The following is a 24,363-nucleotide window of genomic DNA, read 5'->3' as shown; positions in this document are numbered from 1 at the left end:
AAGGGAAAGCGAAGGAGGTGTCACGATGTTCCCATTTCAATTTCCGCTCTATAATGACATCGTCGAACAAGCGCGGCGCGAAGCGGTCGAAGCCGGATTTGCAGAGCTGCGCACGCCGGAAGACGTCGATGCCGCGTTTCGCCGTCCAGGCACAACGCTTGTCCTCATCAACTCCGTGTGCGGCTGCGCCGGTGGCATCGCCCGTCCCGCAGCGGCCCACGCCGTCCACTACGACAAGCTTCCCGATCATTTAGTGACCGTCTTTGCCGGCCAAGACAAAGAAGCAACAGCCCGCGCGCGCGAGTATTTTGTCGGCGAGCCGCCGTCCTCGCCGTCGTTCGCTCTGCTAAAAGACGGGAAATTGTGCGCCATGCTCCACCGCCACGACATCGAAGGGCACGAACCGGTGGCGGTCGTGCAAAAGCTGCAAGCGCTGTTTGACGAATATTGTGAGGAAGTGTGAAAGAAAGACCCGGGGGACGAAAAGGTCAAACTCCGGGTCTTTTTGCGCGATTAATTGGATCTTCTCCATCAGGGGACCAAACTACAGCATCTATACCGATTGTTTTTCGTTAGAGTCAATGATGCGATAGGAAGAAGAGAACCGTAGTTTTAAAGGGATAGAACGGAATGAGCAATAAACGATCCATCTTTATATAAAGAAATGATCGACCGTGACCGATGGAATGAGCCCGACCGTGTTTGAACGGCTGATGGCGTATTTCGCCGGTGAAGAGGACATTCAAAAAGCCGTTTTGTTCGGCTCGCGGGCGCGCGGCACGGCCGCCGCAACTCCGCCATTGATTTGTGCATTGATTATACCGGCAAACAAAAGGGGAAAATCAACGAGGAGATTGACGACATTGTCGGCGTTTACTCATGCCCCGCGCTGTTTTCGCCGCGCTGAACGAAGCGGTCGGGCGCGAAATCGAGCGCGATGGGAAAACGATTGATGAGAAATCTCCGTCGTGAGCCTAGGCGGCTTGCCTTGCATGAGTGGGCGGCTGTTTTTTTGTGTCCGGCGGCTGTAGGATGGGCGCGCACTATGTTAAAAAGGTGCAATTGCCACTCTTTGGACAAGAGAACAAAAAAGTAACTCAATTACTAACTTATTGTTGACTTTTTATTATTATTGGCATTATAATGCAGATAGAAAGTTTTTTGGTCGATACTTAAAGTAAGTAATTTTATTACTAAAGGAAAATAATGAGGTGACTTTTAAATGGTGTGTGAAAGAGAATTATCTCATTTCATGAATCAGTTGCGCAGCGAGGCGAATATAAGCGTAATCGATTCTGTGCAGACGATCGCGTCGATTGCAAGCGTGAAATTTTTAGAACTGGATAAGGAGCGTTACAGCCTTCCAGACGAACTCTCTTTAGGGGCGATTTTAAAAGAAGGAGCTTTTTTGGCGGAGAAGGTAAAGGCAGTTTTAAACGAAATAGAAGCACATGTCCCTTTCCTAAAGGGAGTATATGAGTTTTCCGACTTGTTTGACCGATTAAGTAACAATACATTATATCATTTGTTGTCGCGGATTCATTCTTTTGCATTCACGAAAGAGCAGTGGAAACAATGGATTGAATCGTTGTTTGTGTACGCAGGCAATATGGCCGGGGTTGAAGGTGTAGAGCTGATCACGCCGGCTGGTGTTAATGAGCTAGGCATTCGCCTTTTAAGTATGGAAGGAGGGGAGTTTTATGATGGTGCTTCAGGGCTGTCCGGCACGTTGTGTGCAGCAAGCGAATATGCACGGCGACATCATTGCGAAGTGGCGCTGTACGGTCAGGAAATCAATCAGCGAGCATGGGCGCTTGGAAAACTGCGTCTGTTATTTCACGACCGGACCGATGCTCGTTTGGTCAAAGGAGATACGCTTACTGAGCCTGCATTTGTAGAGGGAAACAAGTTGAAAAAGTTTGATTACATTATGATGAATTTTCCGTTCGGTATGAGAATAAACAACTATGAACAACTGATGAATGACCGTTATGATCGGTTTGTATACGGCCGATTGCCGCGAACGAGCGCTGACATGGCTTTCATTTTGCACGCTCTCTCTTCGTTGAAGGAAAACGGAAAAGCAGTTCTTGTCGTCACAAACGGAACGCTGTTTAGACGAGGGCCAGAGGAGGTGATCAGGGAGCATTTATTGGCCGCCGATATGATTGAGTCCATAATCGCTCTGCCATCATCTTTGTTTCATGGTGCAGCCATTCAGATCAACCTTCTTGTGCTGAATAAAAATAAAAGTGCAGAGAGGGAAGGAAACATTTTATTCATTAACGCGGAAAATTATTATGGTGAACGGAGAAGAGGCAGAAAATATTTGCGCCAAGAAGATATCGACCGGATTGTCGCCATATATCATGAGGGGCTGGAGATGGATGAAGTAAGCAAATTCGTATCTGTCCAGGAGATTGAAGAAGCGAACCTTTTAAGCAACCGCTATTTGCAAAGCAGTGAATGGACGATCGAGCCGTACGGAAAAGTGAAGTTTTACCATGATCACATAAAGAATTTGCCATGCGTACAACCATTGAAACGGATCGGCACTTTCTACCGCGGCATCAATATCTCAGCCAAAGACGCAGAAACAGAGAATGGGCCATATAAAGTGATTAAGTTATCTGACGTCCAAAATGGGGAGGTGTTGATCGATCAACTCGCGTCTTATGAAATTACAAACAATGCCAAAATTGAATCATATCTTGTCCAAGAAGGCGATGTTATTATATCGGTTCGGGGAGCGGGGATCAAAATAGCGGTCATCCCGCCGCATGAGGGAGATATACTGATTTCCCATAACTTTATCGGCATTCGTCCGCACCGCCATGTCGACCCATTTTACTTAAAGATATTCTTGGAAAGCCCTGTTGGGCAATATCTTCTTTTGAGCAAACAGGCAGGGACAAATGTTACGATTTTGAATATGAAAGATTTGGAGAACATTCCGATTCCGATGCGTTCGTTCGAAGAGCAGAAGGAAATCATCATGTCATATCTCGAAGAACAAAAACACATTCAAGACATGATGAAACAACTCGAGAAGCAACGGCTTGAATCGAGTTTAAAACTGTACGAAAAAATGGGAATTCGTTCGACGTTTACACTGATGCAATCGTAAAACTCAAAACGCCGCTCTCCCTGTTGTCGCCTGCCGATAGGTTGGATGACAGGGAGAGCGGGGCTATAGGAAATTAGTTCCTTAATGGCAAAGATTTTTATGGTAAAATGGACTCTAGAGGGGCGGTGAAAAACCGCTGTCACACACTAATCGGCGGTATTTTCATTCAGAAAAGAAAGCTGATTCTGCAAGGTTTCTTTAATTGAGAAAAGGATGGAATCAGTAGTGTTTTGCACTAAATCACCGGCCTTCTAGAACCCCTTTAAGAAAAGGAATGTTGGCCAAGATTGTTGATTACATCAGCTTAAAGAAAAATTTAATAGAAGCGTTGCAAACGCATACGAAGCGCGACCAAGATAAAGTGCAAGAAAACACCCAAGCCCGCGACATCGCGTTAAACATCCTCGAAGTGTTGCGCAATATGTTCCATTCGTTTGATTATCGCGCCTTTTTCGGTGATAGCGACAAAAAGCGTTATGAAGTCATTCGTGAAGGAGCAGAATTTGTGTAGCAAACGGAAAAAAGAAAATTGCTGTTTATGACGGAAACGAAAAAGCTGAAAGATGTTTATAAAATTTGCACCGGCTTGCTTTCGAAAGAACAAAAAGAGGAAATTTCCTATTTTATCGCTGTTCGTTCCTTTATTATGAAATCTTCGCGAACAGGCACACCTGACTTAAAAGAAGTGAATGAACGAATCGCGAAAATGTTGGAAGAAGCGATTTTGGAAGATGAAGTAATTCAACTCGCAAAGGATTTGGCGAAAACGGTAAAGGAAAACCGGACGCACGATTGGGATAAAAAAGCGCAAGCCCAAGCGTGCATGCGCCTTGAAATTAAGAAGGTGCTGCGCAAGTATGATTTATCCGCCAAATAAACAGCCGAAAGCGGTGGAAGATGTGCTTGAGCAGGCGAAGCTGCAGTGCATGAATATGTAAGGGATCAATCGGTGCTTTGAGGAGAGACAGTTATGGAGAATATGCTGTCTCTCCCCGCGAAATTCATCGTTTTGTCGCATTAGCAATAGTTTATTGAAGTGGTCAAGATATAAAACAACATCCAGTCATTTTTGTAAGGGGTTCTGTTCATATGGAAAGAGCATTTAACCCGTTAGGACAACTTGTTCATGCGAAAAACGCACATAAGTATGGGGTTGTCTATACGTGTCCATGCTGCGGCGCGAGAGTATTTAAAGCAGAAGGAAGGGTGCAGTCCGCTCACTTTCGTCACGAACGCGGGCAAGGGTCTGAACGATGCGAACTTTATGTTCAACGTTTGTCAGGTTCATCTCATCTTCATGATTATTCAGTGATGATAAGCCGCCCCTTTATTACATTTGAACCATTGGAACGTGATTGGGAGCTTTTTATTACCTTTCCTTATTTAACGCCTTCTCAAGTGATGCAATGTGACGTGCATCATTTGCACTTTAAAATAAAATGCAATGAAATGAATTCCTTTATTTCCTCTGCACAGCTTTGGCCTAACTCTAGTGAAAATAAACTGTGGATTGTTCCAAAGCAGAGCTACAGTTTTTCTTTTGCGACTAGAAAAGATGAAGAATGTTATGAGAAACTCCGCTTGTTTTGGCCTGAATATATTAAAGGGTTTCAAAACCATACATATTTGTTTCGGCCAATAAACCAAAGCTTTTGCATGATTGAGCCTAGAGAACTATCACTGAGTGACACGTTTTATATGATGTCACGGAAAAAAATAGAGTTTCCGAGGGAAATGGATGTAACACCATTAAATCAAAAGTATGGATGGTTTGCCTATAAAATCCGTCTTCCTTTTCTATTGGCGGAGCCGTTAATAGAGTGGTTTCGGCAATTTGGATATGACTTGAAACCGCCGTATTATTATTTGGATATAGTCGATCCTTCAGTTTTTGGAAGAAAAGGCGAAGCGATGTTAATCGGAACAGGAAAATGTAGAATCCAAATATCTTTTCGTGACTTTCAACTGCAAAAGTACAGCCTAGTTCATATTCAACCGGATTATACGAGTCGGGAATATCCGCTGTCGAGTTCTTATGTTGACATTATATTGCATAAAAAGGGCTTTCATACTTTTTACATTAAAAAACATGAAGGAAAGATGTTATATCTATTTTATGATCCAAACGCGAACCCATGTTTTTCGGAACGATTGGAATCCGGGGTTGTGGTTGACCAGCGGACATTGGCGCTGTGTGAGGAAAAGAGCATTTTGAAATATACAACGGTTTCAGTAACAGATCCTCTTTTGTTTCCTTACTGGATCAAAGAAAAAAATCGGTTTGCCAGAGAGCTCAGTCAAGGGGGAGAGTTTTTTCATCCATCTGTTGAGAAGCTTTTTATTCCTGGGGTTTGGGCGTTTGACTTTTCTGCTCAAGAGATGTGCGATTTAGCCCATCCCGATTGGCGCAAAGTTTTATTGGCGTATATGCAGCTTGAGCAAACAAAGTGTTGTTGGATTTCAAATGAACAATATCGTTTCCTAGAGTTTTGGTTGCAAAATGTAGGAGATAAAATATTGCGGGCAAAACTAGCCTACTATGTAAAGACGTATCGAAACAAGGTTCCAAAAATAGTAAAGGAATTTATTGATGGGGGGAGATCGTCGTGAAGACGATATTTGGGATTGTCGAAAAAGAAAGAAAGCCAAATAAAAAATATGTGTTTGTTAAAGTTTTAGCGGAATATCGCGATCACCAGTTAATTGAGGTTCAGGAAGCACGATTGCATTATCCAAGTGAGGGGGAAGTGATATGGTCTCCTGCTCCTGAAGACATTCACGCAGGGAAAGTGGGATTTTATACAATCGAAGAAAGAAATGAGGAAGACTACGCGGGAAGACTTGTATATTCAAAGTTTATCGTAAAAAAGGAATTGGAGAATTTGAAATATTACGAGGTATTTCCGATACCGTTTTCACTTGCGCAAAATCATGACATTGTTTATTTGATTCAGAACGGGGTTGATGCCCCGCAGCAGTTTAGTTCAGAAATTTTACTCTTAACGAACGATGATTATTTAGTTGGACCTTATCGTGTCAAACAGACAAAAGAACAAAAATGGGTGATTGATTCGTCCGACGATAAGTTGCTCGAAATACGAAAAAAAGGGATGCATCTCGTTAAATATAATGATAAGAACGTCGGGATCGAGCGATACTTTGTATCGGCGATGCTAGCGAGTCCTGTCGAAGATTATCTCGATTGTGCCACTAACGATCGGATTATGCGTTATGCTTTAAAAACGTTGAAAGATCAGCAACAGGTTCAGGAAATTTCACGAAAAGTCATCAGCCAGCTATCCGAATTGGTTAGCGATCTCCCTCCCCAAGTTCGTTATGAGCGCATTATGCGAGCCGTTGAGTTGTTGGATAAATATCAAATAACAAAGGAAGATATTGGTCAATTTGAAGAAGAATTATTACAGTACCCAGTGATTCAAAGGGAAATAGAGGATAAATTAGAAGAAAGGCTTGCTGCGGAGAAAGCAAGAATCGAAGATGAGCATCGAAAAGTATTGAACGAAACAGAACAGTTGCGTAGAAAAAAAGAGTATTTGCTCGTTGAGATGGAAGAAATCGAAAGACAGATAAAAGAAAGGGAAGAAAGACTAAAAAAAGCCGATAAGGCATTGGAATTAAAGATTAAGGAAATGAAAGATAATATTTTCCATACTTTGGTTGATTTACTACCTTTTACGAATTTAGGCTTAAATATCTCTGTGCATAATGAATCAGACGATCGAAATCATTCGCAATGGGTGGTGAAGGATGTTGATGAAACAACAGTTTATTATGAAGATATAAATCATTTAATGGCATCCATTGCAGAAAACCTATGCATGATTGGCATGCAGGAGAATAAAGCATGGTTGACAGCGAAAACGATCATCGGAGCGATTTTGTTTCGTAAACCAGTCGTGGTCAAAGGAGAATTTAGTTTTGAACTGTCACAGGCAATCGGCTGGGCGGTTTCAGGAAATGATCATCTAACGGTTTTTCCAGATATAAAGAATTTTACTAATAAAACGTTGATCAATTGCTTTTCTCATTATACACGGCCTGATTGTGTAAAGTCTCTTCATTTATGCCAAATTGAAAATTCGCCTGCTGAATTGTATTTACAATCGTTTCTCGACCATTGGCGCGTGTCTATTGATGAGTCGTTGCCAGAATTGATTTTGATAAGCATAAAAGAAGAAAGTGAGTTGACCGATTCGTTCATTCAAAAGCTATCGTTTTCGCCTGTGATTAGCGCAAATGAAATGATAACAACTCCTGATATTCGGTTACTAAGAAGGACGCACCGTTTAGTCTTTGGGTCCATCCCTGTACCTTTACTTGTAGAAGCTAAGATATTAAAAGAAAAGTCCAGTGAGTTCAATAATTTTGTGGAAATTGTGCAAGAAGTCATGTCGTTTACGAAACAAAAAGAAGCATTTAAAAAATGGTTTCGGTTATTAGAGGATGAACGGCTCGAGGAAGAAGCTGTGTCTGTATGGGTCACCAAGGTGCTACTGGAGCCGTACATTGCTCGTGAGCACGCAAAAAAGATCTTAGAAGAGTTTGACAGCGAAAATATTTTGATTTAGTAAGGGGGGAGCTCGGGAGATGTTGACAGATGCATGGAGGGATACAATTATACAGTTTAGACAGATAAAACGTCATGCCCTTTCTTTGGTGCACTTTTATGCGTTCGAGGACTATAAAATGAACGCGGTGCATTTTCAGCGGCTTATCCCGCCTTTGCAAAGATTGATAAAGGGATGTTTTTTTGAAGATCTTCGAAACGTTATGAAAGAAGAAGGTCAAACCGAAGCACAGTCATTGCTCGAATTGTTATCTGGTTTAGGGGAAATATTGAAGCTTGCCAATGGATATTATTTGCCGTTGCCCCCGCGCTGTGTCGAACTTCCCGTGTCTAAAAGCTTGGTTGTGCTTAGCAACCCTGAAGGAAAGAGCGACAAATATTACGGATGCGGCAACGGCTATATGGAAGAGGGGAGTCATGTTCCAACGTTGATGATTGACGAATGGATGCCTTCCCCGACTGTAAATGAATTTATCGAAACGCTCAAATTGCAGAACCCAGTAAAACTAAGCGATGAACCAACAGAACTATTTTTGCCTCAAAAACGGCGCAAATGGCACCCATTTCAAATGAATCTTGTATCAAAGTCTGATTGTTATATTGCTAGGTATGCATTAAAAAACAGTCAACCGCTCTACTTTTGGGTTGAGAACATGGGGAGGGGGGATGCGCGTTATTACAAGATACCCGAATATTATTTAGAAACGGCCAAGTATGCCTTAGAGTATAAGGCTCAGGTGAAAACAACGATAAAGTGTGCAAAAATTCGTGAGGATGTTATTTATGTCCGCCTTTTCAAAAAGCTTCCTATGTTTGAACAGAAGATGGCGATGCTTTTTTGTTTTCCCCTTTCTTTTATCAAACTGGTTGAGTGGATTGTGCCTTTGTGGCATTATTCAGATTTTATTTGGATTTTGCGGCGTTTGGGGATTGGTGAGGATTCAATACGATGGGAAGGAGTTGAAATGGAATGATGGAATTTACCATTAACTCTGTTTCTGCGCGGCTGCATCAAAAATTGCGCGAATATATTGAAGCGCAATATCCAATCAGTCATCCCTCTTTGCTGTTAGAGCGTAGAGAGTTATTGGATTCACCAGGGGTTATTTCGAAGGAGCCGTATATTGAGGCCACTCCTGTTTATGAGCTGGGGCCTACCTACGAGCAGATGAATTTGCCTGCTCATTGCAAAGAAGCAATGACTTATTTTTCGGAGTTATTTCCTAGTGTAGGAATTTATAAGAGGCCGTACGTCCATCAGCAGGAGGCGCTTGAATCATTTTTAGTGGACGGACATGATTTAGTTGTAGCGACTGGAACCGGCTCAGGTAAAACGGAATCATTCTTACATCCCATTTTAAACTCATTAATTGATGAAGGATTTAATAGAAGGGAGCAGTTTCAAACACATGCGGTTCGGGCGTTAATACTTTATCCGATGAATGCGCTAGTCAGCGATCAAATCACAAGATTGCGCCAGCTTTTTGGTGATGAGAGAGTGTCCAAGTACTTTCGAGATCATTTTGGTCGTCATCCATTATTCGGTATGTACACATCAAGAACACCTTACCCGGGAGAGCGGACAAAGGAAAAAGACGACTACCAGTTGAAGGAGATTATTGACTATTATTTGGATATTGAAAAGAATCGGCCACAGCTAGCGCTGGAAATGAAAAAAAGAGGAAAATGGATAGCGAAAAATTTAACAAACTTCTGTTCAGGCAAAAGAGGCGACTGGAAATCTCGATATTTGACCTCTCCTGATGACCGGGAATTGTTTACTAGACACGAGATGCAAACGATTCCCCCGGATATTTTGGTAACGAACTATTCCATGCTGGAGTATATGTTGATGCGCCCGATTGAGCGGCCAATTTGGGAGAAAACAAGACAATGGCTTGCAGAAGATGAAGCGAACACATTGATTCTAGTGCTTGATGAGGCGCATATGTACCGAGGAACGAGCGGTGCAGAGGTGGCTCTACTCATTAGAAGGCTGCAGGCAAGATTAGGAATTACACGCGATCGATTGCGCTGCATTCTAACGAGTGCAAGTTTGGGCGCGGAGGATGATGATTCGGCGGCTATTGAATTTGCTGAACAATTAACGGGTAAACTGAAAAAACGTTCGTTTAAGTTGATCAAAGGAGTGAAAGAAAAAAGAAAGCCCGGAAGAATTGGCACGACAGAAGAGGCCTATGCATTCGCCTTGCTAGACAGCGAGCAGTTTACCAATCGCATTCATCAGTACGATACATTGCGGTCGAATCTCCAGGCTGTAGCAAAGCGGCTTGGATGGGGAGATGTCCCACATAATTTAGATGAGCTGCCGTCGTATCTATATAAAAGTTTAGACGGATTTGGACCGCTCGAATTAATTATTGAACAAATAAGCGGAAATGCTAAAAAGTTCAGCGATATTGCCAAGTTGGTATTTCCAAGTGTCGATATGAAAATGGCCCAAAAAGCGACGAGCCATTTATTAATGTTGGCCAATGCAGCTAAAAATAATGAGCGAGTGTTATTGCCGGTAAGGATCCATTTATTCTTTAAAGGTGTATCAGGCATTTATGTCTGCACCAATCCGAAATGTGAGGAAAAAAGAGTAAAAGGAAACGATTCGATTTTAGGAAAAATGTATGATTCTCCGAAATTACAATGTACTTGCAGCAAGGAAGCAAGGGTCTACGAATTGCTTACCCATCGAAAATGTGGAACTGCATTTATTCGAGGGTATATATCGAAAAAGGACGGCAACTACTTATGGGCTGAAAAAGGGAAAGGCATTGTTGGCGAGGAGTTGACAGAGATTCACTTGCTGGTTGAACCGCCCTATGAAAAAATACAAAAAGGAGAACGATCGGTGCGTCCTGTATGGCTCGATATCAGGACGGGATATTTAATGAAGTCGCCGCCGGAAGATCCTGAAGGTTATCTAAAATTGTATTTGCCTCATGATGAGGCAAATAAGAACAAAAAGAAAAAGCAAACAATTACATTCCAACAATGTCCGTGCTGTATGAGAAAAGTGCAGGGAACGATTACGGACTTAAAAACAAAAGGTGAGCAGCCTTTTGCTAATTTAGTTCGCGAGCAATTTTTATTGCAACCTCCTGTAAAGCTGAATAAACAATTGCCTAATGAGGGACGGAAAGTGCTACTGTTTTCTGACGGACGCCAAAAGGCTGCACGTCTTGCCAGGGATATTCCCCATGAAGTAGAGCTCGACTCTTTTAGACAGTCCATTTTATTGGCGGCTCAAAAATTAATTGATCAAGATATTGAACCGAAACTGAGCGGCGCTTTATATTGTTCGTTGTTGCAAGTGATTGATGAGCATAAATTATACTTTTTTGAAGGACAGGATCGAAAATCGTTGGCCTATCATGTTCAAATTTTACACGAGGATTTTGATGGCGACTATGAGGAGCTGATTGAAAACGGCGACATTGAACTGCTGCCTCGTTTCAAAACAGAACTTCTTCGCCAGCTTTGCCATCCACTCTACTCGGTTTATACAACGGCCACAGGCTACGTAGAGCCTGTTAAAAGAGAAATGGCAAGAGTAGAAAGAAAGCTAAAAGAGATATTGTCGAAGGAAGACATTTATGTACTGACTATGCTGTTCATTCAAGAAATGCTGGATAGAGTGGCCATAGATTCAACCATTCATTTCTATGAGAGGCTGAAGATTAGAGGGTTCGGGGGCGATGATTGGGGAGTTGAGAAAGGTTATATACCGAAAAACTTAGAGAATATCATTCATCTTTATGTTCAAAGTGAGGAGCATAAGAAGGAAATTGTCGATGCATTGTTTAAATTGTGTACAGAGTCGGAAGGGAGATATTATTTATCTCCTAGAAAATTAAAACTGATTCCCGGCATTTATACAACTTGGTATAAATGCAATGATTGCAAAGAAATGAATATCGTTGCAGCAAAAAACAAATGTGTGAATTGTTTATCGGAAAATATCGAGATATTAAACGTGAACAGTAAACGGTTGGATTCAGAAAAAGGATTTTGGCGTTCACCTATACAAAAAATATTGACAAACCATGAGAAAATTTCGAACATCACCGTTGAAGAGCATACCGCTCAACTGTCGCAAAAGGATGCGAAAATAGCGATCGCAACAACAGAAGAGTACGAATTGCGGTTCCAAGATATCATATTAGATGTTTTGGAAGGACCTGTCGATATTTTAAGCTGTACAACCACAATGGAAGTCGGCGTCGACATCGGTTCACTGACTGCCGTTGGACTACGAAATGTTCCGCCACAACGGGAGAACTACCAGCAGCGTGCGGGACGTGCTGGACGGAGGGGAACGGCTTTATCGACCGTAGTTACTTATGCCCAGGGAGGGCCGCACGATTATTATTATTTTCAACAGCCTGAAAAAATGATCAGCGGTTCGGCTCGCAAACCCATTGTTTATATTGATAATAAAAAAATCACCAAAAGGCATTTGAACGCATTTCTCATTCAAACGTATTTTCATGAAAACGTTTCTACAAGTGCCGTTGCGTCAAGCATTCTCAGCAGTTCGTTAGGTGATACAAAATCATTTTTTGAAGGTACTCCGCCTTTTAATTATGAGCAGTTTAAAAAATGGCTGAATGACAATATCGCCTGTCGTTTTCGCGACTATCCGGTGATTTTTGACTTGATTCCGGATGAGGTTGTTTCGACAGAAGGAATATTAGGCGGGGATATGGTAGAGCGAAAATGGTATATTGTTAAGGAAGCATGTAATGAGCTAGTAAGCGAGTTGGAACGGAATTATGAGAAAGTCAAACATACAATACAACCCATCGATGGTGACGATATAGCGGAAGTAAATCCGAACGATAAATTTCTCGATTTTTTGTTCAATCACGGCTTGCTTCCAACCTATGCATTTCCACAAGATTTATGCAGTTTTTACATCGAAGGGAAGGATGAAAGAACGGGGAGAATAATCGTTAAACAACGACCGCAATTGGAGATAAACAGAGCGTTGAGCGAGTATGCGCCAGGAAGACAAATTGTTGTTGATAAGAAAACATATCGAATAGGGGGAATTTATGTACCTAATCCACACGATCCGTTAAAACCGGCTAAAGATTTGTTGCTTGACAGTTTGCCGGTTATCACCTATTGTGAATCGTGCTTATTTGTTTCTTTGGATCCAATCCAAACGAAAAAATGTTCAGTGTGTGGTGGTGAGTTGAAAAACAGTCCGTTGTTGCGACCAACGGGGTTTTCGCCTGAGAAAGGGATGGAGGTGAAGGAAGGAGATAGGGAGCAGGAATTCACCTATGCAGTTCCTCCTCAGTTACCTATTCCTGTGTCTGGCGAAAAACTAAGTTTGAAGGCTTATTCAGGTTCAGAACGGCTTCAATATGCTAATGAGATGAACAAACAGCTTATCGTCATGAATAAGGGGACGGATCGACAGGAAGGATTCGAAATCTGCACGGACTGTGGGGCTATTTGGCCAGCAGGGGAGAGTGAACATAAATTGGCCCATGATGTACCTTACAGGTTGAAAACACATCTTGGTCAAAGGGATAGCCGCTGTAGAGGAAGTATTATGAAAGTGTTTCTTGGAAATATATTTAACTCTGATTTATTACTATTGCGGATGAGTTTTGATGAAAAAGTCGATTTTCACCCGAATCATCAATGGGTTCATGACGGTTTGAAGACGATTGGCGAGGCGCTCGTATTGGCTGCAAGCCGGGTATTGGACATCGATTATAATGAATTGCTGTCAGGATATCGCATTCTTCCATTAGAAACAAAAAGTCCACAACATCTGTATCAAGCCGATGTTTATCTGTTTGATACTTTATCCGGGGGAGCTGGGTATTCACACATTGCAGGGGAAATGCTCCCTGATATTATTAAAATGGCAAGGGAAATTTTGCATGAATGCGAAAACCATTGCGAGACATCTTGCTATAAATGCTTAAGACATTACTCCAATCAATTTTATCATCATCAGTTAAATCGTTTTGTCGCCTTAGAGTTGCTTGATTATATCGTTAAAGGTGAATTGAAGGCATTAACATTAACGGAACAACAAAAAGTGTTAGCCCCTATTAAGCGCATGTTAGAAATACACAATGAAAAATTCGAGGAATTCGAAGAAGGAGGACAATATCTCATTAAAGTCAAATCGAAAGGGAATCGCTTAATTGGCGCAAAAAATAATATAGAAAGGATGTTGGTATGCGCATACAGCCATCCTGCTATTGCGTATGTTTCGGCTTATGAAGTTTTGCATGATTTGCCCAATGTATATTTAAATGTTGTAGAACGCAAACAACAGTTGCTCGTTTGAGGATGGTTAGAATCAATGCTAGCCGCTCAAAAAGAGGAATGGATTTATTTAGGATATACTCAACTCACGCAATGTCATCTTGCATCGAAAGCGCCGTCATCGGTACAATGAAGTCGGCAACCATTGGCAAAGGAGACGCGCGATGAAAATCGGCTATCGGACGTTGAAAACGGCGGTCGGTACGGCGCTGGCGATCGCCATCGCTCAGTTGGTCGGCCTTCACAACTTCGCTTCTGCCGGCATTATCGTCATTTTGTGCGTTCAAGTGACGAAAAAGCGGTCGCTGGAGACCGCGCGGGCCCGTTTGGCGGCGTGTGTTGTCGCGATCGGGTTTGCGGCGTTGTTTTTTGCCGTCTTCGGCTACCATCCGTGGACGATCGGGCTGCTGCTGTTAGTGTTTATTCCGGTGACGGTTCGGCTGAAAGTCAACGAAGGCATTGCGACCAGTTCGGTGATCATTTTGCATTTGTATGCGGCCAAGGAGATCACATGGGAATGGGTCGTCAATGAGCTGCTGCTGGTCGCTGTCGGCATCGGGGTGGCGCTCATCGTCAACATGTACATGCCGAGCGCCGAGAAGCAGCTCAAAGAGTACCAGCACATTGTCGAGGATTTGTTTCGCATCATTTTAAAAGAAATCGTGCGCTATTTGCGCACGAATGAGCTCGATTGGGACGGGAAGGAGCTGCCGCTTGCCGCGGAGATGCTTGAGCGGGCGAAAACGCTCGCGATGCGCCACGCCGACAACCAGCTATGGCGGAACGAAGACGAGTACGTCCGCTACTTCCGGATGCGCGAGCGGCAGCTGGAAATCATCGAGCATATGCTTCCGCTGGTGACGTCGCTGACGTACACGGTTGAGCAGCGGATGATGATCGCTGATTTTATCGACGAACTAAGCGATGCCATTCACCCGGGAAATACAGCTGCTCGGTTTTTGCGGCGTCTTTCGGCGATGCGCGAGGAATTTAAGGAAATGCCGCTGCCAACGACCCGCGAACAGTTTGAGGAGCGGGCGGCGCTGTTTCATTTGGTGCGCGAATTGGAGCGATATTTGCTGATTAAAAGCGAGTTCCGTCCGAAAAATGAACCGGAAAAACGGCGGTGGCCGTCGCTTGGTTGACCGAAAGGCGGCGCATACGCCCGCTTTTGTTGGCACACACTAAAGCCAAACGCCGCAAAGGGTGACTGATATGCGTAGATCGTTGCTGGTAGGTTTGTTGCTTGCTGTGCTGGTGGGGACGCCGTTTCGGACGGGGGCGGAGACGAAGCCGCTTGTGATCGTGAACAAAGCGATCAACAAACTTGCGCTCGTCCGCGACGGCCGGATTGAGGCCGTTTATCCGGTGGCGACGGGGGTGAATGCTGAACTGACGCCGGAAGGGCTGTTTACCGTCACGGTGAAGGCGGAAAACCCGTATTATCGGAAAAAAGGCATCCCGGGCGGAGCGCCGAACAATCCGCTTGGCACGAGATGGATCGGCTTTAACGCGCGCGGGACGGACGGGCGCATTTACGGCGTTCATGGAACAAACAACCCGGCCTCGATTGGCAGCTACGTTTCGCAAGGGTGCGTGCGCATGCACAACCGCGATGTCGAGCATTTGTACGAACGAGTGCCGATCGGCGCCCGCGTGCTCATTCTCCGCAGCCATGAGCCGTTTTCTGCCATTGCAAAACGATACGGAGCGGTTCGATGAACACCGCAAGCTCCCTTGCTTTGGAGCTTGCGGTGTTTGACGTCTAGGCGCAAAGAGTGCTCCCGCCGGAAAAGGCTGGGGCGTTTCCGTTTCTTTTCGTTCCGAAGGCGGCTTTCATCGGCGCCACGAAACACCTGCGCCCTAGCTGTTTCAACAGGTAGTGATGAAGCTAAAACCACATGCTGATGCCGGCAAGGAGCGTCGTCAGCAGCATGCAAGCGAGCATCAAATAGACAATAAATTTTTGCGTTTTGCGCGACAACGGTCCGTCCTCCTTCCGTCCGCTGTTCTACGTTTATTGTAACGGCAAACGGCAGGGCGGACAAGAAAAAACAAAAAGCAGGATTTTTCGCCGAAACGGCGAATAGTAAGACGTTGGCCTGATCATTTTGCCGCAAAGGGGATGACGACCATGCGTGTGAAAAAAGTCGATCATATCGGCATCGCTGTCCGTTCGATTGAGAAAGCGCTTCCGTTTTATACGGAGGTGCTCGGCCTGCCGTTTCTCGGCATCGAGGAAGTCGAGTCGGAGCAGGTGAAAGTGGCGTTTTTGCAGGCCGGAGAGGCGAAACTGGAGTTGCTCGAGCCGCTGTCGCCAGAGAGCGCGGTGGCGACATTTATCGAAAAGCGCGGTGAAGGGATCCATCACGTGGCGCTTGGCGTCGAGGACATCACCGAGCGCATCCGCGAGCTGAAGGAGCACGGCATCCGCATGATTCAAGAAACGCCGAAACGCGGCGCCGGCGGGGCGCTCGTCGCCTTCATGCATCCAAAATCGACCGGCGGTGTGTTGTATGAACTTTGCGAGCGAACGAACCAAACGGAGGGACACCAATGAGCGACATGTATGACAAAATCAACGAACTGTATGACCGCCGCCGCGAGATTGAACTGGGCGGCGGCGACGCGAAAATCGAACAGCAGCACGCGAAAGGGAAGCTGACCGCGCGCGAGCGGATTGACTTGCTTTTGGACGAAGGAACGTTTGTCGAACTCAATCCGTTCATCGAGCACCGTTGCACCGATTTTGGCCTCGGAGAAAAAAAGGGGCTGGGCGATGGGGTCGTCACCGGCTACGGGAAAATCAACGGCCGCATGGTGTTTGTCTTTTCGCAAGATTTCACCGTCTTCGGCGGGGCGCTTGGGGAAATGCACGCGAAAAAAATTGCCAACATCATGGATTTGGCGGCAAAAACAGGGGCGCCGGTCATCGGCTTGAACGATTCGGGCGGCGCCCGCATTCAAGAAGGGGTCTTGTCGCTGGACGGGTACGGGCACATTTTTTACCGCAACGCCATTTACTCCGGGGTCATCCCGCAAATTTCCGTCATCATGGGGCCGTGCGCCGGCGGGGCCGTCTATTCGCCGGCCATCACCGATTTTGTGTTCATGGTGGAAAAAACGAGCCAAATGTTCATCACTGGCCCGAAAGTGATTGAAGCGGTGACCGGGGAGAAAATCAGCGCCGAAGATTTAGGCGGCGCCCGCGTGCACAACACGATCAGCGGCAACGCCCACTTTGCGGCGGCGAATGAAGAGGAGGCGCTCGCCGAAGTGCGGCGGCTGCTTGGCTATTTGCCGTCAAACAATCACGAAAAGCCGCCGTTTGGCCCGATTCCGGACGGAGACGACTACCGGCCCGACTTGGCCGACGTCGTGCCGATTGACGCCGTCCGCCCGTACGATGTGCGCCACGTGATCGCCCATGTCGTTGATGACGGATCGTTTATGGAAGTGCAAAAAGATTTTGCGAAAAACATCGTGATCGGCTTTGCCCGCATTAAAGGCGAAGTGGTGGGGCTTGTGTGCAACCAGCCGAAATTTATGGCTGGCGGCCTTGACATCGATTCGTCCGACAAGGCGGCGCGCTTCATCCGTTTTTGCGATTCGTTCAACATCCCGATCATTACGTTTGAGGACGTCACCGGCTTTTTCCCGGGCGTCAAGCAGGAGCACGGCGGCATCATCCGCCATGGGGCGAAAATTTTGTACGCCTACTCGGAAGCGACGGTGCCGAAAATCACCGTCATTTTGCGGAAAGCGTACGGCGGTGCCTACGTCGCTTTAAACAGCAAATCGATCGGCGCCGATGTCGTCTATGCGTGGCCGAACGCCGAAGTGGCCGTCATGGGGCCGCAAGGGGCGGCGAACATCATTTTCGCGAGCGAAATTGAAAACAGCCCGAATCCGGAAGAAACGCGGGCGCAAAAAATTGCCGAATACCGCGAGAAATTCGCCAACCCGTACGTCGCCGCCAAATACGGGATGATCGATGACGTCATCGACCCGCGCGACACGAGAATCAAGCTCATCCAAGCGCTCGAGATGCTTCGCCATAAGCATGAAGAGCGGCCGAAGAAAAAGCATGGCAACATTCCGCTGTAAAAACGGGGTCAAACGGCCCCGTTTTGTCGGTTGGCCTCTATTTTGGCAAACCGATTCGCGTTCATCAAGCTTTTTCCGCTGCCTGTCTGTCAGCGTTGAAACTTGCGCTAGAACTTTTCCAACGCGTCTGTCAGCGCCTTGCCTGCCGATCGTTCCGCTGTCCGGTTGGCGTTGAGTGGAAACTTTCGGTATACTTGAGGTGGAATACATAAACAGGAGGAAGAAAGTTTATGGTCAATGAACAGCGTCTTGTCGACGAGTTTTTGGAGCTCGTGCAAATCGATTCAGAAACGAAGCATGAAGGTGAGATCGCCCAGGTGCTGAAACAAAAGTTTGCAGCGCTTGGCCTTGAGGTGATCGAAGACGATGCCGCCGCGAAAACAGGGCATGGCGCCGGCAACTTGATTTGCACGCTGGCGGCCACGAAAGACGGGGTCGACCCGATTTACTTCACCTCCCATATGGATACGGTCGTGCCCGGCAAAGGGGTAAAACCGTCGATTCGCGATGGCTATGTCGTCACCGACGGAACGACGATTTTAGGCGCCGATGACAAAGCCGGCTTGGCGGCGATGTTGGAGGCGATTCGGGTGTTGAAAGAGCAGCACATCCCCCACGGCTTGATTCAATTCGTCATCACGGTCGGGGAAGAGTCGGGGCTCGTCGGGGCGAAGGCGCTCAATCCATCGCTGCTCAAAGCGAAATACGGCTATGCGTTGGACAGCGACGGCAAAGTCGGCAACATCGTCGTCGCCGCGCCGACGCAGGCGAAGCTGAAAGTCGTCGTGCACGGCAAAACCGCCCATGCCGGTGTGGCTCCCGAGCGCGGGGTGTCCGCCATTACGATCGCAGCCAAAGCGATCGCGAAAATGCCGCTCGGCCGCATCGATGAGGAGACGACGGCGAACATCGGCCGCTTTGAGGGCGGCACGCAAACGAACATCGTCTGCGATCGCGTCGATATTTTAGCGGAAGCCCGCTCGCTCGTCCCAGAAAAAATGGAAGCCCAAGTGGCAAAGATGAAAGAGGCGTTTGAAACGGTTGCTGCGGAAATGGGCGGCCGCGCCGAGGTCGAGGTCGACGTGATGTACCCGGGCTTCAAATTCAGCGACGGCGATCATGTCGTCGAGGTCGCCAAACGGGCGGCGGCGAACATCGGCCGGCCGTGCGAGCTGCAGCGAAGCGGCGGCGGCAGCGACGCCAACGTCATTGCCGGCTTCGGCATTCCGACCGTCAACCTTGCTGTCGGCTATGAAGAAATCCATACGACGAACGAGCGGATGCCGATTGAGGAGTTGGTCAAACTGACGGAAATGGTCGTCGCCATCATCAAAGAAGTCGCCAATGCCGAGTGAGCATCCCGAAGACGGATGCCCTTTTTTTCTTTGGGTGCCGAAATCCGCTGAACATTCAGCTGGAATCGGCCGATAAAAAAAGCAGACACGATGTCAATCATTGAGAGAGGTGGCGGGGGAATGGACAAATATGTGGTCTTTCGCGTCGAGCGGGAACAGTACGCCGTTTCGATCGCGTATGTCGTCTCCATTGAAAAAATGACGGCGCCGACCGCGGTGCCGCATATGCCGGACTATATGGCGGGTGTCGTGCGCATCCGCGGCGAGCTCGTGCCGGTGCTTGATATGCGCAAGCTCCTGTACGGCCGGGCCATCGAAGAAACGGACCAGACGCGCCTTGTCGTCGCGGCGGTTGATGGTTTGTCAGTGGCGCTGATCGTCGATGAGGCGAAGGAAATCGCTGATATTGAGCCTGAGGCGATTCAGCCGCTTCAACTGATGTCCGCGGAACGGACGCCGTATCTTGTCGGGATGGCAACGCTTCCGGATCGATTGTTGACGGTGCTCGATCCGCGCGTGTTGTTCAACCATTTGGAAGAAGCGGAAGAGATCCGAGAACAAATCGCTGCTGTTCAATCGGATGAAGTGGTATAGAAGGTTGGTGAAAAACCGCTAATTTCCTTCACCAATGAGGGCAGGACCGCTGCAACAAAGTTTTTCTCGTTGAAAAATGAGATGGCAACGCCGCATCTACGAGTCAATCACCGGTCTCATAGGTGTTTGCCTATACCGTTTTGTTTTCCGCGCATATCCTAACCATGGAAACGAACTTCACCCGATGAAGAGGAGGCGCATTCCATGGTTCGACCGTTCGGCCCGTATATGGACGGCTTTTATCCGCCGTACTATGGCGGCTACGGCCACTATCCGTATGGCTACCACCATCATCATTGGCACGGGGGATATGACGGCTACCCCCATTTCCCATACGGGATGCCTTATGGCCATTACCCGTTTTCGCCGTATGGGTTCCCGCATTACGGGGGGTATTGAGCACGAGGGGCATTCAGCCCCTCCCTCGATGAGAGGGAAGGGGGTAGCCCGGATTAGCGAGCAAACAAACGTCCATGGCCGGCCAGTTCATCCGTTGATGTTGGGCGGTCTTTTTGAGATTCCATAGGACGGTGTAGAGCCGTTCTGCCAATGTCCGCGGGCGGCGTTTCCCAAACAGCCCCGATTGCATGCGGGGCAAGGCTGCTCTTTCTGATTGGCTGGGTGCAATGCGATTGGATTTTTAGCAACTTCCGCGCTTTCGCCCCCATTCTCACGGCTGATCAGCCTTTTTGCGCGCGCATCCATAAATCGATTTAGAAAACTTGCAGCCGATCCGTAAACTATGATATGTTCTTTGATGAACAATCAAAACAGAAAGGGACGTTGAAAGATGGCAAAACAGCAAATCGGCGTCATCGGACTGGCGGTCATGGGGAAAAACTTGGCGCTCAACATCGAAAGCAAAGGCTATTCGGTGGCGGTCTACAACCGTTCGCGCGAAAAAACGGATGAGTTTTTGCAAGAAGCGAAAGGAACAAACATTGTCGGTACATACAGCATCGAAGAATTCGTCAATGCCTTGGAAAAACCGCGGAAAATTTTGCTGATGGTGAAAGCGGGAGCGCCGACGGACACGACGATCGAACAGCTGAAGCCGCATCTGGAAAAAGGCGATATTTTAATCGACGGCGGCAACACGTATTTTAAGGATACGCAGCGCCGCAACAAAGAGCTCGCTGAACTCGGCATTCACTTTATCGGCACGGGTGTGTCCGGCGGTGAGGAAGGGGCGCTGAAAGGCCCGTCGATCATGCCAGGGGGACAAAAAGAAGCGCATGAGCTCGTGCGCCCGATTTTTGAAGCCATCGCCGCCAAAGTTGACGGCGAGCCGTGCACGACGTACATCGGCCCGGACGGCGCCGGCCATTACGTGAAAATGGTGCATAACGGCATCGAATACGGCGACATGCAGCTGATCGCCGAAGCGTACTTCCTGCTCAAACATGTGCTCGGCATGGACGCCGCTGAGCTGCACGAAGTGTTCGCTGACTGGAACAAAGGCGAATTGAACAGCTACTTAATCGAAATCACCGCTGACATTTTCACAAAAATCGATGAGGAGACGGGCAAGCCGTTGGTTGATGTCATTTTGGACAAAGCCGGGCAAAAAGGAACGGGCAAATGGACGAGCCAAAACGCGCTCGATTTAGGCGTGCCGCTGCCGATCATCACCGAGTCGGTATTTTCCCGCTTCATCTCGGCGATGAAAGACGAGCGCGTCAAAGCAAGCAAAGTGCTGGCAGGCCCGGCGGTGAAGCCGTTTGAAGGCGACCGCGCCCACTTCATCGAAGCGGTGCGCCGCGCGCTTTATATGAGCAAAATTTGCTCGTACGCCCAAGGGTTTGCGCAAATGAAGGCGGCGTCTGAGGAATACAACTGGAACTTGCGCTACGGCGACATCGCCATGATTTTCCGCGGCGGCTGCATCATCCGCGCGCAATTTTTGCAAAAAATTAAAGAGGCGTACGACCGCGATCCGGCGCTGCCGAACTTGCTCTTGGATCCGTACTTCAAAAATATCGTCGAAAGCTATCAAGACGCGCTCCGCGAAATCGTCGCCACCGCGGCGATGCGCGGCATTCCGGCGCCAGGATTCGCCAGCGCCCTCGCCTACTATGACAGCTACCGCACGGCGGTGCTCCCGGCCAATTTAATTCAAGCGCAGCGCGACTACTTCGGCGCCCACACGTACGAACGCGTTGATAAGGAAGGCGTTTTCCATACAGAATGGCTGAAGTAAGCAAAAAACCCTTAGAGCCGCATGAGGTTCTAAGGGTTTTTTGCGCTTGGTGAAACTTCGTCAACCGTTGCCATCGCATGGAAGTCGCCCGACATGATCGCCCGACGGACCTTTCTGTTCACGCTGGGCATCTGATTACGCGCGGCGATAAATGGCATCGCCGACAATAATCGTGATTAAAGAGATCAGCATCGTCAATTTGACCGCTTTGTAGTCTAAAAAGCGCAGCACTTGTTCTTCAAACATGTAGATGAAAAAGAATATGACCATCAGCACGGCGAGAAATAAGATAAATCGTTTTTTTCGATTCATGAACATAGATTCTCCTTCTATCAGAATGTATCCAATACATTGCCTGTCGTTTTGATCATATCATCAGAAATGTATACTCGCTTCAGATTTGTTCGCTTACTGTCGCTATAAACAAAATGATACGCATCGTATATATACTGATCATAATATTCACTGTAATAGCGTATGATTTTCACTGTTGTCCAGTATGGTTTTAGATTAATATATTCCCCTGCTAATGTACAAATCGAAGCAATAGTTGTTGCTGCTCCAGGGCCAAAGGTATACCCAGCTGCTGTAGCGATAGCAGTTAATCCTGTCTTTAATACACTGCTTACAAATTTAGCTGTATCGTTGTCAAAAGCATAATATCTAGTTCCAATCACAGTTCCATCGCCTGGATTAGGGATCACTTGGGGGATCACTAGGTTGTTATTTGAGGCGAAAAATGGTGAAGAATGTAGTAACTCTGAATCAATCATTTGCTCTGCGATCCTTATTTTCTCTGATGTACCCATGTTGTTTACGGAATCAATAATTATTTCAACTCCATTATATGTAATTTGATATGCATTGCTTTTTCTGGTCAAGCTATCCCTATTCTCTCGTGTTTCTGCCTCTGCTATCGAAAAACCAAATGACATAATGAGGAAACTGATAACAAGAACAGAAGATAATAGTTTCTTCATAATAAAAACCTCCTTCACGAATGATCTATCAATTGACCTTCTTATTCCTTTCAGTCAACAAAAGAAGATTCTTCTTACAAAAAAGGTTGTTGGACAAATTCCCAATTAGTTTAACGATATTACATGTCCATTACAGGTTATGGTGATGAACTAATATCATCAAACAAATACCTCCTTATCCTAATGAATATATTTATAGGCTCTTCACCAAAAGTTATACTTGATTTTTCCATCACACATCTTACTTATGCATTCACGAAAGAACAGAAAACAAATCATTTTTTTGCATACACCTATTCAGAGAAGTGCACCGTCTGTCAAGTACACATTGTGGCTAAGAACCATTTATAACTAATTTTACCGAAAATTTTTCAAAAAACAAGAGCCTTTATTCCCATTTTTCAACCTGTAGATAGGCAAATTCGATACATTGGCAACCAAAAAAAGAGACATGAACCGGACTTCACGGGTGGAATTGATGTCCACCGCCTGTCGACAAGGTCCATGCCTCATGGATCGATGAGCCGATGATCAAGGAAAAGGACAGCCTGATCCTTTCCTCCCCGGCCTTCTAGGAGACTGGTGATTTAGTGTAAAATGCTACTGATCCCACCTGTTTCTCAATTAGAGAAACCTTGCAGAATCTGCTTTCTTTTCTGATTGAAAATGCCGACGATTGGTGTTTGACATCGTTTTTTCACCAGCTTTCTAGAAGGATGGTGATTTCGTGCAAAATACTGCTAATTCCATCTGTTTCTCAATTAGAGAAATCTAGAAGAATCAGCTTTCTTTTCTGAATGAAAATATCGCCGATTCGTGTGTAACAGCGGTTTTTCACCGCCCCTCTAGGGGGGCGGTGATTTACTAGCGCAACCGCTTCCCAGAATCGTTTCTGAAGTAGAAAAACAGCTTGTATCAGCTTCTATGTTATCGATCAAGGCAAACATCGATTTTCCCCAGCCTTCGAGGAGGCTGGGGATGAAACCGTGCATACCGCTTCCTAGCATTATTTCTCAAATAGAAAAACCTTGCAACACTGCACACATTGATTCATCGATCAACGGAAACCGCTGTTTTTCCCAGCCTTCTAGGTGCTACATTCT

At 46.4% G+C, this 24,363-nt stretch carries 18 protein-coding genes and 2 pseudogenes; 17 read left to right on the top strand and 3 right to left on the bottom strand.

The window, feature by feature from the left end; genetic code table 11:
• Positions 1–25: 25 nt before the first annotated feature.
• From B4113_RS14440 to B4113_RS14390, 11 genes and pseudogenes are all read left to right on the top strand, one after another.
• The gene (locus tag B4113_RS14440) at positions 26–463 is read left to right on the top strand and encodes a BrxA/BrxB family bacilliredoxin (protein WP_033023596.1); all 438 of its coding nucleotides are present in this window, start codon (positions 26–28) and stop codon (positions 461–463) included.
• A gap of 223 nt (positions 464–686) precedes the next feature.
• Positions 687–972 (top strand): annotated as a pseudogene (locus B4113_RS14435) (nucleotidyltransferase domain-containing protein).
• A gap of 280 nt (positions 973–1,252) precedes the next feature.
• Complete coding sequence (locus B4113_RS14430; protein WP_235598015.1) at positions 1,253–3,127, top strand: N-6 DNA methylase; 1,875 nt, start codon at positions 1,253–1,255, stop codon at positions 3,125–3,127.
• Positions 3,128–3,401: 274 nt separating this feature from the next.
• Positions 3,402–3,815 (top strand): annotated as a pseudogene (locus B4113_RS20700) (type I restriction enzyme endonuclease domain-containing protein); the annotation flags it as partial.
• Positions 3,816–3,833: 18 nt separating this feature from the next.
• Complete coding sequence (locus tag B4113_RS21260; RefSeq protein ID WP_235207666.1) at positions 3,834–4,004, top strand: type I restriction enzyme endonuclease domain-containing protein; 171 nt, start codon at positions 3,834–3,836, stop codon at positions 4,002–4,004.
• A 212-nt stretch (positions 4,005–4,216) separates the two neighbouring features.
• Positions 4,217–5,737 (top strand): hypothetical protein, encoded by a 1,521-nt coding sequence (locus B4113_RS14415; RefSeq protein ID WP_235598014.1) that lies wholly within the window; start codon positions 4,217–4,219, stop codon positions 5,735–5,737.
• Positions 5,734–7,716 (top strand): hypothetical protein, encoded by a 1,983-nt coding sequence (locus tag B4113_RS14410; RefSeq protein WP_033023585.1) that lies wholly within the window; start codon positions 5,734–5,736, stop codon positions 7,714–7,716. Before B4113_RS14415 ends, B4113_RS14410 begins: the two co-directional genes overlap by 4 nt.
• Before the next feature lie 19 nt (positions 7,717–7,735).
• On the top strand, positions 7,736–8,689 hold the full coding sequence (locus tag B4113_RS14405) for a hypothetical protein (RefSeq protein WP_033023583.1): 954 nt from the start codon (positions 7,736–7,738) through the stop codon (positions 8,687–8,689).
• The gene (locus B4113_RS14400; protein WP_061912599.1) at positions 8,686–14,046 is read left to right on the top strand and encodes a DEAD/DEAH box helicase; all 5,361 of its coding nucleotides are present in this window, start codon (positions 8,686–8,688) and stop codon (positions 14,044–14,046) included. Before B4113_RS14405 ends, B4113_RS14400 begins: the two co-directional genes overlap by 4 nt.
• A 142-nt stretch (positions 14,047–14,188) precedes the next feature.
• Positions 14,189–15,169 carry an aromatic acid exporter family protein gene (locus tag B4113_RS14395; RefSeq protein ID WP_033023579.1) on the top strand — a complete coding sequence of 327 codons (981 nt, stop codon included), beginning with the start codon at positions 14,189–14,191 and terminating at the stop codon, positions 15,167–15,169.
• 70 nt (positions 15,170–15,239) lie between these two features.
• Positions 15,240–15,746 carry a L,D-transpeptidase gene (locus tag B4113_RS14390; protein WP_061912598.1) on the top strand — a complete coding sequence of 169 codons (507 nt, stop codon included), beginning with the start codon at positions 15,240–15,242 and terminating at the stop codon, positions 15,744–15,746.
• 169 nt (positions 15,747–15,915) lie between these two features.
• Here B4113_RS14390 and prli42 read toward each other — a convergent pair whose 3' ends face one another.
• A complete protein-coding gene (prli42, locus tag B4113_RS19645; RefSeq protein ID WP_153017164.1) occupies positions 15,916–16,008 on the bottom strand; it encodes a stressosome-associated protein Prli42 in 93 nt (30 codons plus the stop codon).
• Positions 16,009–16,158: 150 nt separating this feature from the next.
• On the opposite strand from prli42, the gene mce reads away from it, so the two are divergent.
• The 6 genes from mce to gndA all read left to right on the top strand — a co-directional run bounded on the left by mce (position 16,159) and on the right by gndA (position 22,280).
• Positions 16,159–16,584, top strand: a complete 426-nt coding sequence (mce, locus tag B4113_RS14385; protein ID WP_033023576.1) for a methylmalonyl-CoA epimerase — start codon at positions 16,159–16,161, stop codon at positions 16,582–16,584.
• Positions 16,581–18,131, top strand: a complete 1,551-nt coding sequence (locus tag B4113_RS14380; RefSeq protein ID WP_033023574.1) for an acyl-CoA carboxylase subunit beta — start codon at positions 16,581–16,583, stop codon at positions 18,129–18,131. Before mce ends, B4113_RS14380 begins: the two co-directional genes overlap by 4 nt.
• A 230-nt stretch (positions 18,132–18,361) precedes the next feature.
• Entirely contained in the window at positions 18,362–19,486 is a 1,125-nt protein-coding gene (locus B4113_RS14375; protein WP_033023573.1) for a tripeptidase T, read from the top strand.
• A gap of 120 nt (positions 19,487–19,606) precedes the next feature.
• Positions 19,607–20,080 carry a chemotaxis protein CheW gene (locus B4113_RS14370; protein ID WP_033023571.1) on the top strand — a complete coding sequence of 158 codons (474 nt, stop codon included), beginning with the start codon at positions 19,607–19,609 and terminating at the stop codon, positions 20,078–20,080.
• Positions 20,081–20,284: 204 nt separating this feature from the next.
• Positions 20,285–20,479, top strand: a complete 195-nt coding sequence (locus B4113_RS14365; protein ID WP_033023570.1) for a hypothetical protein — start codon at positions 20,285–20,287, stop codon at positions 20,477–20,479.
• 391 nt (positions 20,480–20,870) lie between these two features.
• Positions 20,871–22,280, top strand: a complete 1,410-nt coding sequence (gene gndA / locus B4113_RS14360; protein WP_033023567.1) for an NADP-dependent phosphogluconate dehydrogenase — start codon at positions 20,871–20,873, stop codon at positions 22,278–22,280.
• A gap of 135 nt (positions 22,281–22,415) precedes the next feature.
• Here gndA and B4113_RS20155 read toward each other — a convergent pair whose 3' ends face one another.
• Positions 22,416–22,592: a hypothetical protein gene (locus B4113_RS20155; protein ID WP_165570960.1), complete on the bottom strand. Its 177-nt coding sequence runs from the start codon at positions 22,590–22,592 to the stop codon at positions 22,416–22,418.
• Positions 22,593–22,612: 20 nt separating this feature from the next.
• A complete protein-coding gene (locus tag B4113_RS14350; protein ID WP_231559844.1) occupies positions 22,613–23,260 on the bottom strand; it encodes a hypothetical protein in 648 nt (215 codons plus the stop codon).
• Positions 23,261–24,363: the final 1,103 nt, after the last annotated feature.

Origin of the sequence: Geobacillus sp. B4113_201601 (assembly GCF_001587475.1) — a bacterium.
Taxonomy (GTDB): Bacteria; Bacillota; Bacilli; order Bacillales; family Anoxybacillaceae; genus Geobacillus; species Geobacillus icigianus.
Note: the sequence above shows the minus strand (reverse complement) of the source record. Positions and strands in the feature narration are given on the sequence as shown.

Bases quoted from the DNA above. Each gene is read 5' to 3' on its own strand.
- B4113_RS14350 (WP_231559844.1), bottom strand. From the start codon at position 23,260: ATGAAGAAACTATTATCTTCTGTTCTTGTTATCAGTTTCCTCATTATG.
- B4113_RS14430 (WP_235598015.1), top strand. From the start codon at position 1,253: ATGAATCAGTTGCGCAGCGAGGCGAATATAAGCGTAATCGATTCTGTG.
- B4113_RS20155 (WP_165570960.1), bottom strand. From the start codon at position 22,592: ATGAATCGAAAAAAACGATTTATCTTATTTCTCGCCGTGCTGATGGTC.
- B4113_RS14395 (WP_033023579.1), top strand. From the start codon at position 14,189: ATGAAAATCGGCTATCGGACGTTGAAAACGGCGGTCGGTACGGCGCTG.
- B4113_RS14375 (WP_033023573.1), top strand. From the start codon at position 18,362: ATGGTCAATGAACAGCGTCTTGTCGACGAGTTTTTGGAGCTCGTGCAA.
- B4113_RS14370 (WP_033023571.1), top strand. From the start codon at position 19,607: ATGGACAAATATGTGGTCTTTCGCGTCGAGCGGGAACAGTACGCCGTT.
- B4113_RS14405 (WP_033023583.1), top strand. From the start codon at position 7,736: ATGTTGACAGATGCATGGAGGGATACAATTATACAGTTTAGACAGATA.
- B4113_RS21260 (WP_235207666.1), top strand. From the start codon at position 3,834: ATGTTGGAAGAAGCGATTTTGGAAGATGAAGTAATTCAACTCGCAAAG.
- B4113_RS14400 (WP_061912599.1), top strand. From the start codon at position 8,686: ATGATGGAATTTACCATTAACTCTGTTTCTGCGCGGCTGCATCAAAAA.
- B4113_RS14365 (WP_033023570.1), top strand. From the start codon at position 20,285: ATGGTTCGACCGTTCGGCCCGTATATGGACGGCTTTTATCCGCCGTAC.
- B4113_RS14440 (WP_033023596.1), top strand. From the start codon at position 26: ATGTTCCCATTTCAATTTCCGCTCTATAATGACATCGTCGAACAAGCG.
- mce (WP_033023576.1), top strand. From the start codon at position 16,159: ATGCGTGTGAAAAAAGTCGATCATATCGGCATCGCTGTCCGTTCGATT.
- B4113_RS14380 (WP_033023574.1), top strand. From the start codon at position 16,581: ATGAGCGACATGTATGACAAAATCAACGAACTGTATGACCGCCGCCGC.
- B4113_RS14415 (WP_235598014.1), top strand. From the start codon at position 4,217: ATGGAAAGAGCATTTAACCCGTTAGGACAACTTGTTCATGCGAAAAAC.
- B4113_RS14390 (WP_061912598.1), top strand. From the start codon at position 15,240: ATGCGTAGATCGTTGCTGGTAGGTTTGTTGCTTGCTGTGCTGGTGGGG.
- gndA (WP_033023567.1), top strand. From the start codon at position 20,871: ATGGCAAAACAGCAAATCGGCGTCATCGGACTGGCGGTCATGGGGAAA.